Source organism: Lentzea sokolovensis, assembly GCF_033949975.1.
Taxonomy (GTDB): domain Bacteria; phylum Actinomycetota; class Actinomycetes; order Mycobacteriales; family Pseudonocardiaceae; genus Lentzea; species Lentzea sokolovensis.
In genome coordinates this window covers 433,754-449,171 of the sequence record NZ_JAXAVU010000007.1, presented here as the reverse complement: position 1 = coordinate 449,171, position 15,418 = coordinate 433,754, and the positions used below count along the sequence as shown (strand labels likewise).

General features: G+C 67.2%; 15 protein-coding genes, 1 tRNA gene and 1 pseudogene. 8 read left to right on the top strand and 9 right to left on the bottom strand.

The features are described 5' to 3' along the window. Positions 1-177 precede the first annotated feature (177 nt). Positions 178-1,086 carry a cation diffusion facilitator family transporter gene (locus tag SK854_RS14440; RefSeq protein WP_319975587.1) on the bottom strand — a complete coding sequence of 303 codons (909 nt, stop codon included), beginning with the start codon at positions 1,084-1,086 and terminating at the stop codon, positions 178-180. A 149-nt stretch (positions 1,087-1,235) separates the two neighbouring features. Between SK854_RS14440 and SK854_RS14435 the strand changes: the two genes are divergently transcribed. Continuing rightward, positions 1,236-1,307, top strand: a tRNA-Arg gene (locus tag SK854_RS14435). Positions 1,308-1,326: 19 nt separating this feature from the next. After that, entirely contained in the window at positions 1,327-2,079 is a 753-nt protein-coding gene (locus SK854_RS14430) for a hypothetical protein (protein WP_319975586.1), read from the top strand. 66 nt (positions 2,080-2,145) lie between these two features. Here the strand turns inward: SK854_RS14430 and SK854_RS48235 are convergent. The 3 genes and pseudogenes from SK854_RS48235 to SK854_RS14415 form a co-directional block, all read right to left on the bottom strand. Continuing rightward, a pseudogene (locus SK854_RS48235) lies at positions 2,146-3,159 on the bottom strand (recombinase family protein); the annotation flags it as partial. After that, positions 3,111-3,245, bottom strand: a complete 135-nt coding sequence (locus SK854_RS14420; RefSeq protein WP_319975584.1) for a hypothetical protein — start codon at positions 3,243-3,245, stop codon at positions 3,111-3,113. The gene SK854_RS14420 and the pseudogene SK854_RS48235, both read right to left, overlap by 49 nt. A 55-nt stretch (positions 3,246-3,300) precedes the next feature. Continuing rightward, a complete protein-coding gene (locus SK854_RS14415) occupies positions 3,301-3,753 on the bottom strand; it encodes a hypothetical protein (protein WP_319975583.1) in 453 nt (150 codons plus the stop codon). A 159-nt stretch (positions 3,754-3,912) separates the two neighbouring features. Between SK854_RS14415 and SK854_RS14410 the strand changes: the two genes are divergently transcribed. Then, entirely contained in the window at positions 3,913-4,260 is a 348-nt protein-coding gene (locus tag SK854_RS14410; RefSeq protein ID WP_319975582.1) for a helix-turn-helix domain-containing protein, read from the top strand. 4 nt (positions 4,261-4,264) lie between these two features. On the opposite strand, the gene SK854_RS14405 is transcribed toward SK854_RS14410, so the two are convergent. The 5 genes from SK854_RS14405 to SK854_RS14385 form a co-directional block, all read right to left on the bottom strand. Then, positions 4,265-5,077 (bottom strand): deazapurine DNA modification protein DpdA family protein, encoded by an 813-nt coding sequence (locus SK854_RS14405; protein WP_319975581.1) that lies wholly within the window; start codon positions 5,075-5,077, stop codon positions 4,265-4,267. After that, positions 5,074-5,595 carry a VUT family protein gene (locus SK854_RS14400; protein ID WP_319975580.1) on the bottom strand — a complete coding sequence of 174 codons (522 nt, stop codon included), beginning with the start codon at positions 5,593-5,595 and terminating at the stop codon, positions 5,074-5,076. Before SK854_RS14400 ends, SK854_RS14405 begins: the two co-directional genes overlap by 4 nt. Beyond that, positions 5,592-6,296 carry a recombinase family protein gene (locus SK854_RS14395; protein ID WP_319975579.1) on the bottom strand — a complete coding sequence of 235 codons (705 nt, stop codon included), beginning with the start codon at positions 6,294-6,296 and terminating at the stop codon, positions 5,592-5,594. Before SK854_RS14395 ends, SK854_RS14400 begins: the two co-directional genes overlap by 4 nt. A gap of 101 nt (positions 6,297-6,397) precedes the next feature. Further along, a complete protein-coding gene (locus SK854_RS14390; RefSeq protein WP_319975578.1) occupies positions 6,398-7,348 on the bottom strand; it encodes a DNA methylase in 951 nt (316 codons plus the stop codon). Further along, a complete protein-coding gene (locus SK854_RS14385) occupies positions 7,341-8,321 on the bottom strand; it encodes a hypothetical protein (protein WP_319975577.1) in 981 nt (326 codons plus the stop codon). The genes SK854_RS14390 and SK854_RS14385 overlap by 8 nt, the downstream gene beginning before the upstream one ends. A gap of 526 nt (positions 8,322-8,847) precedes the next feature. Between SK854_RS14385 and SK854_RS14380 the strand changes: the two genes are divergently transcribed. From SK854_RS14380 to SK854_RS14360, 5 genes are all read left to right on the top strand, one after another. Then, on the top strand, positions 8,848-9,825 hold the full coding sequence (locus SK854_RS14380) for a hypothetical protein (RefSeq protein ID WP_319975576.1): 978 nt from the start codon (positions 8,848-8,850) through the stop codon (positions 9,823-9,825). After that, positions 9,816-10,319: a pilin gene (locus tag SK854_RS14375; RefSeq protein WP_319975575.1), complete on the top strand. Its 504-nt coding sequence runs from the start codon at positions 9,816-9,818 to the stop codon at positions 10,317-10,319. Before SK854_RS14380 ends, SK854_RS14375 begins: the two co-directional genes overlap by 10 nt. Positions 10,320-10,822: 503 nt before the next feature. Then, on the top strand, positions 10,823-12,310 hold the full coding sequence (locus SK854_RS14370) for a hypothetical protein (RefSeq protein ID WP_319975574.1): 1,488 nt from the start codon (positions 10,823-10,825) through the stop codon (positions 12,308-12,310). Then, a complete protein-coding gene (locus tag SK854_RS14365; protein ID WP_319975573.1) occupies positions 12,307-13,491 on the top strand; it encodes a PrgI family protein in 1,185 nt (394 codons plus the stop codon). Before SK854_RS14370 ends, SK854_RS14365 begins: the two co-directional genes overlap by 4 nt. After that, positions 13,488-15,392 carry a VirB4 family type IV secretion system protein gene (locus SK854_RS14360; protein ID WP_319975572.1) on the top strand — a complete coding sequence of 635 codons (1,905 nt, stop codon included), beginning with the start codon at positions 13,488-13,490 and terminating at the stop codon, positions 15,390-15,392. Before SK854_RS14365 ends, SK854_RS14360 begins: the two co-directional genes overlap by 4 nt. The last annotated feature ends 26 nt before the right edge of the window (positions 15,393-15,418 follow it).

Here is a 15,418-nt window from a genome sequence, read left to right as displayed (position 1 = left end):
CTTTAAGACATACTTCGATGAGATCTTGACGATTCGTCAGCAGTGACTGGGGAGGCTCCTGTGGTGCCGTTCGAACGAGGCCGAGTGTGGGTCGCGGTGCCACAACCCCGCAACCCGGTCGTTCCGTCACGAACCGGCACGCAGTCCACTAAGGACGGGATCCGCGACCTGCCGGGCTCACCACGAAAGCTCCCGGCACCGCTGCGCTGACGAGCCACCCTCGACCTGCAGCGTCGCGTGCTCGATGTGATACCTGGTCGCCAGCAACGACTGAGCGGCCTTGAGCACGTTCTCGTGGTCGGCGTTCTCCGCGGTCGTGAGGTGAGCAGAAGCCACCTCCATACCGCTGGTGAGCGTCCACACGTGCAGGTCGTGCGCCTCGGTGACCCCGGGAAGCTGGTTGAGCGCCTTCTGCATCTCGGTGACGTCCAACCGCTCCGGCGCGTGCTGGAACAGGATGTGCAGCGCGTTCTTGGCGAGGTTGTACGTCCGCGGCAACACCCACACGCCGATCAGCACACCCATGATCGGGTCCGCGTACTTCCAGCCCGTCGTGATCATGACCAGCGCCGAGATCAGCACACCCACCGACCCGATCAGGTCGGCGAGCACCTCCAGATACGCACCCTTGACGTTGATGCTCTCCTTCGCGCCCTCCTTGAGGACGCTGAAGCTGACGAGGTTCGCCGCCAGTCCGAGCGTGGCAGCGATCAACACCGGCCAGCCGGGCACGTTCGGCGGGTCCTGAAACCGCCCGACGGCCTCGTAGATCACGTAGCCCGCCACCCCGAACAGCAGAACGGCGTTGGCCAGCGCCGCCAGCACCTCGGCCCGGTAGAACCCGAACGTGCGGTTCTTCCCGGCCTTGGCCCGCCTGGCCACCATGATCGCGGCCAGCGCCATCCCGACCCCGAGCACGTCGGTGAGCATGTGCGCGGCATCGGAGATCAGCGCGAGCGAGGACGTCGCGAACCCCACGACGAACTCCACCACCATGAAGACCGCACCGATGCCGAACGCGATCCACAGCTTGCCGGCGTGCTGCCCGCTCGCCGACGCCGATCCGTGTCCGTGGCCATGACCCATGCTTCGGAACATATAGCGACATGCGCATGAGTGCAATCCGGGATATTCCCAGTCCCACGGGCTGGTGACGAAGGCCACGCTCCACCACCGCTGGGGGTGGGTGTGAAACACAGTCGCACGGATGCGCTAGGATCTTTCACGTAGCTACGGCCCCCGTAGCTCAGGGGATAGAGCACCGCCCTCCGGAGGCGGGAGCGCAGGTTCGAATCCTGCCGGGGGCACTACACAGACGGTCCCGCCGTGGAGTTCATCCATGGTGGGGCCTTTCTGTTTCGGGAACGGGATGACGACCGCCTCTTGAATGGTCTTCGAGACGGCCTCGATCGTGTCGCCGAGGAGCGTCACCCGGCAGGTGGCGCTGCGGGACACGTAGTCGTAGTGGATCTCCAGTCGGAGGGCCTCGAACAGCTTCCGCGAGAGTTCGTCCGGCAACTCGGCCAGCTCGACCGGCGTGACGGGCAGGAAGTCGAGCAGACCTGGATTCGGTGCGTGCTGCACCTCGTCCTCCGCCTTGGCCAGCTGAGGTCGCAGCCCCTCGATCTCGCCTTGAAGCTCCGCCCTCCGCTCGTTGACGTCTCGAACGAAGTCCTGGTCGACATCGGTCAGCTCCAGGTTGCGGACGAGGTTCTTCCGCTTGGTCTCGGCCTCGGTGATCGCTCGGCGCAGCGCGGTGATCTTGGTCTTGCGATCCTTCTTCGCGTTCTCGTCGAGTTCCTTGAGGCTGGCGGACAGCAGTTGGCGCCGGTACTGCCCGAAGACCTGGTTCGCGAGGAACTCGGTGAGCCCCTTCACCATGCCGTCCTCGCGGACCCAGTAGGTCGAGGGAGGGTGCCCCTCTGGAACCCAAGCCTTCTTCGGCGCACAGACGTAGTAGGCGTGCTGATGCTTCGTCTTGCCGTAGAGGCGACGCTTGCAGAGCACGCAGAAGATGTAGCTGCGCAGCCTGTAGGTCCGCTTGGCCTGCGGATCGCGACTCTTGCTCGCGGTGCGTGACCGCTCGCGTTGTTCCGCGACCTGCTGAGCCTGGACGAAGGTCTCCAGGTCGATGTTCGCCTCGTGTGTCGGCTCGGGCGACCAGACCCACTCCGAGACCGGGTTCATCCGGTTCTTCCCGCCACCCTTTCGAGCCCGGCGGTTCCAGACCATGTGCCCGGTGTGCTTCGGGTTGGTGAGCATGTCGCGAACGTTCGAATAGGTCCACATGCCGACCGCGTTGTCCGGGTCGACGGGAGTCGGCGGCGGATTGGTGACGAGGTCTTCGTTGAGCCGGTCGGCGATGGCCTGGTAGCCGAGCCGTTCCGCGATCCGCCATCCGAACGACTTCCGGACGACGGGGCCTTCGACCGGGTGAACGTCCAGCCGCGTCTTCTTGAGGCCCTTGGCCCGCTTGGCGGGAACCGGGTGCGGAATCTTCTTCGCGAGGTAGCCGTAGCAGGCTTTGCCGACGTTGTAGCCCTGCTCGGTGTGGGTCTCGAAGCCGTCCCACGCCTTGCCGAGCATCTCAATGACGTACCACTCGGCCACGCCCTGCTTGACCCTCCGCGTCAGGACCTGGGTCGAGGTCTTGGCGCGGCGTCCCTTGGCGTCGAGACGGAACGGTTCGTCGGCGCAGACGAGCATGACGCCGGCCGTCTCCAGCCGATGCTCGATCTCCGTCGAGGTGTACGACCGGCGACTCACACGAGAGATGTCCTCGGCGATCACAACGTCGAAGCGACGGTCTGGCCGAACGGCCTCGTCGAGCAGGTCCTGAATACCTCCGTCCCGAGGGACCGGAATCTGGAACAGCTCGTGCGCGTTGCCGCGCCCACGGTCGGAGAGGTCCTTGCGACCGGACTCGATGTCGTAGAAGTGCGCGACGATGACCGCGTTGTCCGGCAGCGCGCCGTGGCACGTCCGCAGTTGCCGCGGAATCGACAAGGTCGGGTCCTGCTGGTCGTAGGTCGAGGTCCGCCCGACGAACGCGACTCGGATGAATGAGGGCTCGACGTCTCCGACTGCCCCTGAGTGCGGATGCGTGCGGTCTACGCGGCGCGATCCTGCCCACTCTCGGATCGCTGCTGGGCCAGCCATTCGGTCACCTCCTTCAACACTCTGGCTTGTTCCAGACGAAGCTGATCTGCCTCGGCGCCTTCAGCGCGGCGGATGTCGAAGACCATCTCGGGAGCCTCGTCCGCAGTGAGACGCCCAGAATCCGCGTCTCGTTTGCGCAAGTCATCCACTGGTGCACCACACCGCATATCCGAAGTCCTCGACGTCCCGACCAAATGCTCGTGTGTCAGCCGAGAGCAACGCCACCCCGTGAGCAGAGGCCTGTTGCTGCCTTGCGAAGAACCGGTCCGCACTGCGGCTGATGCGGTCGAACCCTGCACAGACGATCGCTTCGAAACCCTTGCCGTCGGCAGGCAGCGCGTCCGCCAGAGCGTCCCAACCGCCGTCGTAGCGCGAGGGACCACCAGCGTCACGGACAGCTTCGACCACTCCGCCGTCGACCTCTATCGGTAGCTCGTAGAAGAAGTGGGTGATGCTGAGGCGCCCGTCGCACGAGTCTTCACATCGCCGTAACTGCCGCACCAGATCCAGGGCCGCGTCCGCGCCCCGGCGGTTCGTGTAGCCCCAGAACGCCAGTCGCTTGTCAGCGAGGTCTGGGGTTGCAGGTCGAATCATCTCAACTCCTTTCCGCGCTGCCAGGCGGGCAGTATCGACCTCAAATAAGGTAGCACCTTAGTTGAGCGTGTTTTACCTGATCTCATCGCATGTCACCTGATTCGGTCCACTGTTGGCTGGACACGCCGGATATGCGGGACCTCGCCTCCCCCAGTCGTCATGGAGACTGAGGCGCGACGCGGCAAGCGGTGCCGCGAGTCCGGGCGCGACGAACAGGGACGGCTGCAGGTGCAGATCGAGTGGCGGCTGCGGAAGGTCATGGCCAGCCGCAATGTCTGGACCCCGACAGAACTCCGCGATCTCCTCGCCCAGCACGCCGGTTTCGAGATCTCGCTCCAGTCGGCTTCCGATCTGATCAAGAAGCCGCCGGCCCAGGTGAAGGTGAGAACCCTCCAGGCGCTCTGCACAACACTGAGGTGCACGCCGAACGAGCTGTTCGGGATCGACGTTCCGCACGACGTGTCGCTGACCGAGCCGAACGACACGGACTCCGACAGCAAGACGTAGCCGCTCACGACCGACGAGACAACGGCCCGCATGCTGCGGCCGTCACACAGCCTGGCTGCACGCCGCCCAGGGGTGACCGAACCTCGCTCACCGCGGACTGGATCTGCCGATGCCAGCTCAGCGCGAAGTTCAGGCAGTTCGATTCGGTGCGATGACTCGGACCGCATCCCTTGACGTATCGGCCGCGCTTGCTCCAGGCCATCGAGTCCGAACTGGACAGAGCATCGGCATAGCGACCCAACCCGGCGGTCTTGACCCCGAAGCCGTGCAGCTTCAGGTCCCTGGCGGCGAGCACTCGCACGATGCGCTCAACGTCGATGCTGCTCTGTCGTCGGCAAACCGTCCCGACGCCAACCAGAGGTTCAGCCGGCAGGTCGACATCGGCCAAGCCGTAGAGGTCGCAGCACCGCTCGTAATCGGCAAGGGTCCAGCCTTGCAACACCGGCACCCACGGTAGGTCAGGTGCCAACTCCCTCAGCCGGACGAAGTTCCGAACGGTGCGCAGCTGGTGTTCGCGCACAGTCAGACCAGTGCAGTTGAGGATGCGCTCCTCGCACATCCAGTCCTGCGGTGCCGCCCAGCGAAGCCGACCGATCTCGTCGGCGTACCGACGAACGGACCGGATGTAGGCGTGCTCGCCGGTGAGCCACCCGGCATGCAGTTGGAGCTCGGTGGAACCGCCTGAGTCGAGCGCCCATTCGGTGATGGCCCTGGGCAGGGTACGGCGGTGCCCGAGCCGTCGGTGCGACACCAGGAGCGGAATGTCGCGCACACGGGTCAGCCAGATGGGCTGGTGGATGCCGAGGAAGAACCTCACGCTGGCACCGCCCTCTGGTGTGTGCGGGCGCCGGCGAGTACGACGATCGCGAGGACGGTGGTGGCTGTCTTCCCGACGAGTTGTCCTGGAAGGTAGGCCAGCGAGCCGAAGGCGAGCGGCAGGAACAGCAGGCTATCGACGAGCAGCCCAAGTCCGTTCGACATGCCCACCGCGGCGATGTGGCCTCGACGTCGCAGCGGGGTGTAGACGGCGAGGTCGACCAGTTCGGAGACGGCGAATGCCACCGCGCTGGCGAGAGCAATCCTGGGCGAGGCGATCAGTCCGGACAACGCCGCGCCGAGAGCGATCGCGAGCAGCGTTGTCCGAGTACCAACGGCGTCCTGCAGAAGGTCCCGGACGGTGAACACGAGCCCGGCGATGAACGCTCCGGTTGGAATCCGCAAGCCCGCTACAGCGACCGCTGGCCAAAGTGTGGAGGCCCAGTTCGCCGAGGCGATCGTCGCCGCGTAGCCGGCGAACAAGACCGTCGCGGCGAGGTTCCACCGGTGAGCGGTCATGCCGCACTCGGTCGGCCATCGGCCGGGTCGGCTACGCCTGTCGAAGGTTCGGCAGCGCCTGGCTGCGCCCGGCGGAAGATGCGCTCATCGACCAGCGGCTCGTGCACCTTCGGTGCCGACGTGACCCACTGCTCTATTGGAGCCGGGCGTCCGGCAACGGTGCGGGCCCAGACCTGGCGCCCGGTGTACTTGACGTTGGTGACGATGCGCCGGACTGCTTTGGCGGTCCACTGCCCGGTCGACGCCGGGGTCGGATACTGGCGCGGGTCGCCGTTAAGTCGCCTGGCGATGGTGGCGAACTTCAGGTCATGGTCGACGCGCCAGCTGAAGATCTGTCTGACTACTGCGGCGGTCTGCCAGTCCGGGACGAGAACCGCACGGAGCTTGCTATGCCCGGTTGGGGCGGTGACGCGGATGCGCAGAGCGCGGTAGCCGTAGGGCGGTGGTCCGATCTGGTAGCCGGCGCGGACCAGTTCGACCATGGCCTGACGGGATCGGCGGGTGGTCTCGGCGTGGTGCGCGGCGAGTACGGCCCATTGGATGCGGTTACCGTGGACATCCCGCAGCTCGTCGGTACCAGTCGTGCCATTGCCTGTTGAGTCGTCGATGGTCCCGGGAGCGCCGCCCGGCCGACCTGTCCACAGGGCTGTCCACAGGGCTGCCCACAGCCGTGTCCACCAAGTGTGGATGGTCTCGGCCACCGGTGCACCGGCGCAATCGTGACGAGCTGCGGCACGCAGTGCGGTGCGCCTGCGTCGGAACACGGGGTGCCAGCCGCACTCGCGGCAGTACAGGCGGGTGGTCATGCCGCTCGCCTCCAGCCGAGGTAGTCGACGCCATTGACTGCGGACCGAGTGGCGGTCTTGTGTTTGGTCGGCCATCGGCCTTCGGCCGCTGCGGCGGCGAGTTCGGCGTCGTGTGCGAGCTGGAACACGAGCACCTCGTGGTGCGCGGGGAGCGCGACGGGCGCTCCGTTGGCTCGCGCTCGAGCGACGGCGCGCCGGTCGGCGAGCGAGGCGCGCGTGACGAGTCGGCTGCCGCGCAGTCCCGCGATGAGCGCGATGCATCGGTCGACCGGCGCCAGTCCGGCTGAGGTGCCCGCTGCGATCAGCGGAGTGGTCAGATCGACCAGGGAGCCGTCCGCGTTTCGGCGGGGTCGGGCGACCACGACGAGGTGCCCGCCGGAACGCAGCAGCGGCTCGCAGTAGGCGAGCGTCGCGGCGAGTTCGTCGATGGCCACGGTGGGGTCGCGGTCCGGACCGACCGCGTGCTCGCCTGGGTCGTCGGCCGGGGTGCGCAGGGCGGTCAGGACAAGTCCGACTCGCCCGACGAGTCCGGCGGCGCGGATGGTCGCCAGTAGCGTCGGGTACGCGTCTAGGACGGACCCGTCGCGCCAAGCGCCTGCGGCTTTGGTGGCGGTGATGTTGGCTCGGGCGAGCGTCCACCATCCAGAACTGGTGGTCAGACCGAGCGCGTGACGGCCGGCCTGCAGCGCCTTCACCAGAACGACGCCGGCCCCGCAGTCTGGGTCCAGGACGAGGTCGCCGGGGAGGCTGTAGGTGGCGATCGCCTGGGCGGCGATCGCGGGCGGGATCAGGTCGATGTCGGTATCGGTGCCGCGCACACAGTCGGCGTCGCGCAGTTGTGTCGCGAGGTCTCGCTGGCCGGTTGGCCACACGGACATTGACAGGTTCGGCGGCTCCTCCCCCGATGTCGAGGGGAACTGCGACGCCGACATTGGACGGTCAGGCATCGGAGGTCTCCTCGCCGTCGACGGCGTTACGCGGTGCGGTGTGGCGTGTGAAGACCAGCAAGTCGTCGTGTACTTGGGCGTGCCGGACGGATGTCGTCGGCGCAGCCGCTGAGGTGTGCGAGCGATCGCGCATGGCCGTGCTCGTGACGGTCAGCGCGCTGTGGCGGACAGGTACGCGCAGGAGAGCGATGCGGTCGGTGTAGCGGAGCCCGGCGTGACGTGCCGCCCACACGAGTGCTCCGGCGGGGTCGGCGAGTCGACCACGGGAACAGTCACGGTAGGTGACAATCGCGAGGGTGCCGGTCGGGGTGAGCAGACCGGCCCAGTCCATTGGGCGAACCCGGCCCAGGGTGCTCGGCTCGGCCGCGGTGATGATGAGGTCGAAGAGGTCCGGATCGTGTCCGGACTCCTCCAGGTCCGATCCGTGGCGATGATCGGACGGCGACTCGGCGGGGCGGTCGGTAGACGGACCAGTGGCAGGTAGTCCGGATCCGGACTCCGACCCGGCTGATGTGCCGGGAGCGTCGTCGAGTCGGTTGGGGTGCTCGACCGCAGTGTGGGTCTGGACGCTGCGGCCGAGTCGGACCACGGTCCAGCCGGCTTCGAGCAGGCCGACGTAGGGGCTGCGCCGAGACCGGTTGGGCAGTCCGGTCACCGACGACGAGGCAGGCGTGGCGGTGAACGCCGCGGAGTCGAGCAGCAGCACTCGCTGACCGGGCTGGCTGTAGGTGGTGACGGTCTTGATGACCGCGGTCAGAAGCCAGTGGGCGATCAGCCCAGTACCTTCACGCAACTCGTCTTGAGCGCACAACCAGACGCTGCTGGGACGAGGGTGGCGCAAGGTGAGGTGCAGGCGCCGTCGGCGGGCTGTTCGCCGCTTCCGCGGCAGCGCGATCGGCACAACTGGCGTGTCGACCGAGTCCTGCTCTGGGGAGCGATCTCCCGTGGAGTCGTTGCCGTATGTCGGGGGCATCGCCGGTCTCCTCTGGTGGGTCGATGCTGCTTGTTCTGTCACCCCTTAACTCCGTTTTTCGACCCGGTTTTGGACACGCCCGACAAACTTCTTTGAACTCTTCCGCACATGCGATAGCCCGCCGCAGCGACGATGTGTCTGTTTCGCCGATCTCAAGCACAGACTTACAGCTTCCGCCTACCACGGGACCGTGCCATGCACCCTGCGGCCAGATTTCTCAAGATTCTTTGGGTCAGCTCAAAGTAGATCTTGACCTGTTGCCGCCTGCGGCGCGCTCGGACTACTAGGCCACTACTAGCCGACACCTATAACACCAGATCAGCGGCTACTAGTGCATGCCGTTGCTCCTGACCACCACGACCGCTTTGCGGATCTTGACGAGCTGCCCGTGCGGGCCGAAATAGTAGTGACGTAGTAGCCTTTCGAGCCTTTCATAGTTGAAAACTAGTAGCGACGTGGTATTTCCGTGGTATCCGGTGTGGCTTCCTAGCGTTGTTGTTCGCATCAACGCTCCGGGAGACACAACATGGCAGCACAATCCGTTTTCCGTCACTGCGGCGACGCCGCAGCTCCCAACTCGCTGGATATTGCGCGAGACACCTTTACCTGGCTGGTGGCTGGGCCACATCCGGTGTCGCTGAACGGGAGGCTCTTTCCGGGTCTGCCTGACCGGAATATCGCGCTGGATGAGGTGCGCGACCGGCTCCTGGCACGTCGGTGTCCGCAGGCGACGCGGGACGCGGTGTGGGCCCATCTGGTGCTGCGCTCCCGCGTTGAAGGTGCGACCTGGACGGTCGCCGCGGTCGGGGTCGCGCTGCCCGCATTGACCTCCGTCGCGGCCAGGCTGTCCGACCGCTTCGCAGGCGATCCGGCCGACGTTCATGCCGAGGTTCTGCGCGGTTTCCTGACCGCGTTGTCGACCATTGATCTGCGTCCGCCGCGGATCATGCTTCGGCTGCGGTGGGCCGCATACCGGTCTGGTTACCACGCGCTCACCGAGGCGCTGTCGGGTCCGACTCCGGTCGCACCAGGTTTCCGTTCGACCCCGCCGCGCGCGCCGTGGGGTCACCCAGATCTCGTCTTGGCTCGAGCGGTCGCGGACGGAGTCCTGTCCCAGACCGAGGCCGCGTTGATCGGCGCGACCCGGTTGGACGAGGTGCCGATCGCGGACTGGGCGGCACAGCACGAACTCGGCGAGTGGGCGGTCTACAAGACACGTAAACGCGCCGAACTCCGACTCGCCGCCTACCTGCGCGACGACGCCATCGACACCGACCCGACCGACCAGCTGACCGACCAGGTGGCCCTCGCGGTGGCGCTAGCGCGCCCAGTTACACCCGCCCGCGACTTGCCGCGGTCGTCACTATCCGTGTCCGTCTCTGATATCGAATCGGCGAAGAAAGTTCAGAGTCGCGTGTCCAAAACGGACGCGAAATCCGGAGTTCAGGGCTGCGGGACACACCCGCGCTCAGCCCGACCTTCGGAGGTGACCCCATGCGCCTGATTTCGCTCACGGCCAAGGTGGCGGACCGGCCACATGCGCACCAAACCAGCTGCCGCTCGATCTCGCCGACAATCGCCGGCGCACCGACCGCAGTCACCGAGACCGAGTGCACGTCGCTCGACAGCACTCCGATGTCTGACCGTCGCCGTGACGGTACACAACGACCCCGACTTCTCCTGGTCGCTGGCCAATTGCTGATTCTCGCGTTCCTGCTGTCGGCGTCCTCCGCGCAGGCCGAGACCGTCCACACGGTGGCACTGGTCGCGTCTGTGGATCAGGTGCTGACCAACATCCGCAACTGGATCATGGGCATCTTGGCCGCCCTCGCGACGGTGTTTCTGTCCATCGCGTTCGTACGGCGGATGACCGGCGCCGGGGATCCGGGCGAGATCGAGAAGGCGAAGACGGCGTTCCGGTCGGCCTGCTGGGGCTACCTGGGCGCGCTGTCGACACCGCTCGTCATCGAAGTCCTCAAAGGATTCGTGGGGGCCTAGCGATGACGGGCATCCACCGCACCATCCCCAATGCCGAGCACACCCTGTCGGGCGCGAGCCCTGTGTCGCAGGCTGCATCGGCCGTCGCCGATCGGCGGACCGCCGCGCGGTCCGGTCGTCGTCGGCAGCGTGCGGTGTGGATGCTGCTCGCCGGACTACTGGTCGTCCTTGGCTGCGCGTTCACGCTGACCGCGTCGGCACAACCGACCACTCCGAGCGCACCGACGCCGTCGACGCCTGTCGACCCGTGCTCGGGTCCCCAGCCTCCCGCGCCGTGCCGGCCGAACACACCAACTCCGACCACGTCTCTGGTATGCCCACCACCGCAGTCCGGCAAGCCACTCCCGCCGGGTTGCCTACCACAACCGTCCACCTCGCCGTCGACGTCGCCGACGGCACCTCTCCCGACTGTTCCTCCGACCGGATCGTCCGGTGGGGAGTGTGGTTTCACCAACCCGACGGCCTGCGTCGGCGAGGGCATCAACGCGTTCATCAACCGCCTCGTGGGCGAGTCGCTCAACATGCTGTTGCGCTTCGTTGGCAGCACGTTGCTGTCCACACCGACGTTGGACCAGCTACCGCGGATCGGCGAGATCTGGGAGCAGTCCCGGCTATTCATGGTGGCCGTCTACTCGTTGCTCGTCCTGCTCGCCGGAATCGTCGTGATGAGCCACGGGAGCGTGCAGTCCCGGTACTCGATCCGGGAGATCGGACCCCGCATCGTCATCGGTTTCCTGGCCGCGAACCTGAGTCTGTTTCTCGGCGACCAGGCGATCCGCTTCGCGAACGCTGCCTCGGTCGCGGTGCTCGGCGACAGCCTCGACCCGCAGGCCTCCGGCCAAGCGATCAGCGAGCTGTTCGTCGCCATGGTGACGCGATCCCTGCTCGACGGCGGGATGTTTGCCGGGTTCCTGTCGCTGGTGCTGACCATCCTGCTGGTCGGGCTTCTCATCGGCTACGTCGTGCGGGTCGCGCTCACGGTGCTTCTGCTGGCCGGCGCACCCCTTGCGCTGATGTGCCACGGCCTGCCGCAGACCGAAGGCGTAGCGCAATGGTTCTGGCGCGCCGGAGCTGGTGTGCTCGGAATCCAGATTGGACAGAGCCTGGCGCTGATCTGCGCGCTGAAGGTCTTCCTGCAGCCTGGCGGTTTCACGTTCTTCGGCATTCCCAACCAGAACGGGTTCATCAATCTCATTGTCCTGATCGCCCTGGTGTGGATTCTGGTGAAGATCCCGACCTGGGTCATGCACCAAGTCCGGATCGGTGGCGGGCGCCGGTCGTTCCTGGGCGGTCTGGCGTACGCGTTCGTCTTCGGCAAGACCATGGGTCTGCTCGGTGGGCGCTTCGCCATGAGGACCGCTGCGGCAACCGCATCTGGTGGCACTGGTGGTGGCCGGTCAGCGCCTGAACCGCGGTGGCCCGCGCCGATCCGGGAGTGGGGCGGCGTCGGAGGCATCTACACCCCTGAGGCGGTCGCGCGGCGCCTCCAGCAACAGCGTGCCCGCGAACTCGCACACCGCCGCACTGTGTCCGGCCAGCAGCACTTGCGGTTCCAGCAGGCCGCTCCCCAGGTGCCCACCCACGACATCGCCAGCTGGAACCCAACGGGCAGCACAGCGGTCCCCGAGTTCCGCCCACCGACTCCCCCGCCCGGACGCGCCGAGTCGCTGCCTCGTCCGATCGGCCGTCCCAGTGCACCTGTGTTCCGGCCGGCCCCGCCCAGCACCCGCACCGCGGCTACGGCTCCCCGGCTACGCACCGCGGCCGTGCCTGCCGAGTTGCAGTTCCGTCCAGCCGCCGCCACGCCGGAGGTGGCGCCGATTCGAGCCACCGGCGCGCCAGTCCCGACGGTGTTCCGGCAGGCCGTTCCCGACCTCGGCGGCCACGGTCGACGAGCTCGCACTCACACCCCTGCACCCGTGCACTTCCAGGCGCCGTCGCGCCCGCCCGCACCAGGTAACGACACATCTGAAAGGGGTGGGCGGCCATGAGCCAACCTGTCCGGATTCCCGCCGACGTCGATCGTGAGGACCGCGTGCTGGGCAACCTCACGGCGCGTCAGTTGGCCATCCTCGCTGTCGTCGGGCTGGTGCTCTACGGCGTCTACCTTGCCGCGCGGGCATTCGTTCCGCTGCCGGTGTTTCTAGTCATCGCGATCCCGGTTGGCGCATCGGCCGCGGTGCTCGCCCTCGGGCAGCGTGACGGGCTGTCGCTGGACCAACTGGCCCTCGCGGCGCTGCGCCAGCAGCTGAGTCCGAAGCATCGCGTGGCCGCGCCGGAAGGGATCCAGCCCGCCCCAGAGTGGCTCACTGCCCACGCCATCAATGGCACGGATCGCGGCGGCCTGGGTGCTGCCACATCGGTCTCGCCGACCGCGTTGCGACTGCCAGCCGAGGCGGTCAGCACGACGGGCGTTATCGACCTCGGCAAGGACGGCGTCGCCGTAGTCGCCGTCTGCTCGACGGTCAACTTCGGGCTGCGTACGCCCACCGAGCAAGAGAGTCTCGTGGCCTCGTTCGGGCGGTACCTGCACAGCCTCACCGCCCCGGTACAGGTGCTGGTGCGCACCGAACGACTCGACCTGTCCGGGCAGATCGCCGAACTCCGCGAGCAGGCCTGCAGTCTGCCGCACCCAGCGCTGGAAGCTGCGGCGCGTGAGCACGCCGACTACCTCGATCAGCTCCGCCGGGCGACCGATCTATTGCGCCGGCAGGTACTGCTCATCCTCCGCGAACCGCTGCACACCACCACACCGACCGACGGGCTCGGCGGCGCCTCGCCGCTGTCCGGCTTCACCTCGCGGCGTAGAGCCGCCAGGCAAGCGGGTCCGGTTGACGACGCCGCGCGGCGCGCTGCCGAAGCACGGCTGGTGCGACGGCTCGGGGAAGCAGTCGAGCTGCTGTCCCCGACCGGGATCGCCGTGACTCCCCTGGATGCCGGGCAGGCCACCGCGGTGCTGGCCGCCGCCTGCAACCCCGACTCACTGATCCCGCCATCCAGGGCGCTGGCCGCATCGGACGAAGTCATCACGACTGCACCCGAGGAGAACTGGAACCCCAGCGCGTTCGGCCGCCCCGTCCCCACCACCACAGAGCAGTTCCCGGACGAAGCAGATGACGAGTGGGACGACACGGACGACCGCGACGACTTCGAGGGGAGGTACGGCCGATGAGGACCAAGTCCACGCGCCGCGCACGTCGCTCGCCTGCCGGACCGGTGCCCGGACGAGCTGGGGCGTTCACGCCGGACGCCATCTCGATCCGTCCTCGAGCATTGGAGGTCGGGGGTGACTGGGTCGCCTCGTTCGCAATTACCGGCTACCCCCGCGAGGTGCATCCGGGGTGGCTCCAGCCCCTGCTCACTTACCCAGGCCGGGTCGACGTGTCGCTACACATCGAGCCGATCGACCCGGTTACGGCAGCAAGCCGCCTGAAGAAGCAGCTGTCCAAACTGGAGTCCGGACGGCGCCACACCAGCGACAAGGGTCGGCTGCTCGACCCACAAGTCGAAGCCGCTACCGAGGATGCCTACGACCTGTCCGCTCGGGTCGCCCGTGGCGAAGGCAAGCTCTACCGGTTCGGCCTCTATCTCACGGTGCACGCTCCGACCGAAGAGGCTCTTGGTGACGAGGTCGCGGCGGTCCGGGCGCTGGCAGCGTCGCTGCTGCTGGACGCCAAGCCGACCACGTACCGCAGCCTGCAGGGCTGGATCACCACCCTGCCGATGGGCCTGGATCTGGTCGGGATGCGCCGCACCTTCGACACTTCGGCGTTGAGCGCGGCGTTCCCGTTCACCTCACCGGACCTGCCACCGCCGGACCCGACTTCAGTCGGCGCCCCCAGCGGGGTGCTCTACGGCTTCAACGTTGGTTCCCAAGGGCTCGTGCACCACGACCGGTTCGCCTTGGACAACCACAACTCGGTGATCCTCGGCCGCTCCGGCGCGGGCAAGTCGTACTTGGTCAAGCTCGAGCTGCTGCGGTCGCTGTACCGCGGAATCGAGATCCACGTCATCGACCCGGAAGACGAGTACGCCCGCCTCGCCAACGCGGTCGGCGGCACCTACGTCCACCTCGGCGCCGAACACGTGCGGCTCAACCCGATGGACCTGCCGATCCACACCCGCCCGGACGGGCGTCGCACCGCACCCCGTGACGCCCTCATCCGCCGATCACTGTTCCTGCACACCGTCATCTCTGTGTTGCTGGGAAGCGAGCTCGCCGCGGGTGAACGCGCCGCGCTGGACCGGGCCATCACCGCGACCTACCAGAGGGTCGGCATCACCTCCGACCCACGCACGTGGACCCGTCCGGCGCCGCTGCTCGCCGACCTCGCCGGGGTCCTCACCGAGGCCGGTGACGCGGCTGGCGTCGAGCTGGCGGCCCGGTTGCACCCGTACGTCGCCGGCGCGTTCTCCGGCCTGTTCTCCGGGCCGACATCGACGCGTCCCGAGGGGCACCTTGTGGTGTTCTCGCTGAGGGATCTCGCCGACGAACTCAAGCCCATCGGCACGCTGCTCACGTTGGACGCGGTGTGGCGGCAGGTCAGCAATCCCGCCATCCGTCGGCCACGTCTCGTGGTGGTCGACGAGGCTTGGCTGCTGATGAAGGAGCCCGCCGGGGCCGAGTTCCTGTTCCGTATGGCCAAGGCCAGCCGCAAGCAGTGGGCGGGCCTCACGGTCGCCACGCAGGACACGGCCGACGTGCTGGGCTCGGACCTCGGCAAAGCCGTCGTGGCCAACGCCGCTACGCAGATCCTGCTACGGCAGGCCTCGCAAGCGATCGACGAGATCACCCGCACCTTCGACCTCTCGATGGGCGAAAGGCAGTTCCTGCTCTCCGCTGACCGCGGTCAGGGGCTGCTGTCAACTGGGACTCAGCGTGTGGCCTTCCAGGCCATTGCATCGCCCGCGGAGCACTACCTGGTGACCTCAAATCCCGCAGAAACCGTCGAGTATTCCGACAACTCGTCAGGAATCGCGAACGCCTTCGTCGAACTCGACGCGGACGCCCCGAGCGGCATCGCCGACTCGTTCGACGGTGAGGCGTCTCAGATCGACCTCGACGCGGCCTGAGAGCCCAACGCGCCACACAGCGCACC

Excerpts from the sequence above, each read along its gene's own strand:
- SK854_RS14440 (WP_319975587.1), bottom strand. The coding sequence starts at position 1,086 with ATGGGTCATGGCCACGGACACGGATCGGCGTCGGCGAGCGGGCAGCAC.
- SK854_RS14360 (WP_319975572.1), top strand. The coding sequence starts at position 13,488 with ATGAGGACCAAGTCCACGCGCCGCGCACGTCGCTCGCCTGCCGGACCG.
- SK854_RS14390 (WP_319975578.1), bottom strand. The coding sequence starts at position 7,348 with ATGCCTGACCGTCCAATGTCGGCGTCGCAGTTCCCCTCGACATCGGGG.
- SK854_RS14385 (WP_319975577.1), bottom strand. The coding sequence starts at position 8,321 with ATGCCCCCGACATACGGCAACGACTCCACGGGAGATCGCTCCCCAGAG.
- SK854_RS14410 (WP_319975582.1), top strand. The coding sequence starts at position 3,913 with ATGGAGACTGAGGCGCGACGCGGCAAGCGGTGCCGCGAGTCCGGGCGC.
- SK854_RS14420 (WP_319975584.1), bottom strand. The coding sequence starts at position 3,245 with ATGGTCTTCGACATCCGCCGCGCTGAAGGCGCCGAGGCAGATCAGCTT.
- SK854_RS14415 (WP_319975583.1), bottom strand. The coding sequence starts at position 3,753 with ATGATTCGACCTGCAACCCCAGACCTCGCTGACAAGCGACTGGCGTTC.
- SK854_RS14375 (WP_319975575.1), top strand. The coding sequence starts at position 9,816 with ATGCGCCTGATTTCGCTCACGGCCAAGGTGGCGGACCGGCCACATGCG.
- SK854_RS14380 (WP_319975576.1), top strand. The coding sequence starts at position 8,848 with ATGGCAGCACAATCCGTTTTCCGTCACTGCGGCGACGCCGCAGCTCCC.
- SK854_RS14365 (WP_319975573.1), top strand. The coding sequence starts at position 12,307 with ATGAGCCAACCTGTCCGGATTCCCGCCGACGTCGATCGTGAGGACCGC.
- SK854_RS14400 (WP_319975580.1), bottom strand. The coding sequence starts at position 5,595 with ATGACCGCTCACCGGTGGAACCTCGCCGCGACGGTCTTGTTCGCCGGC.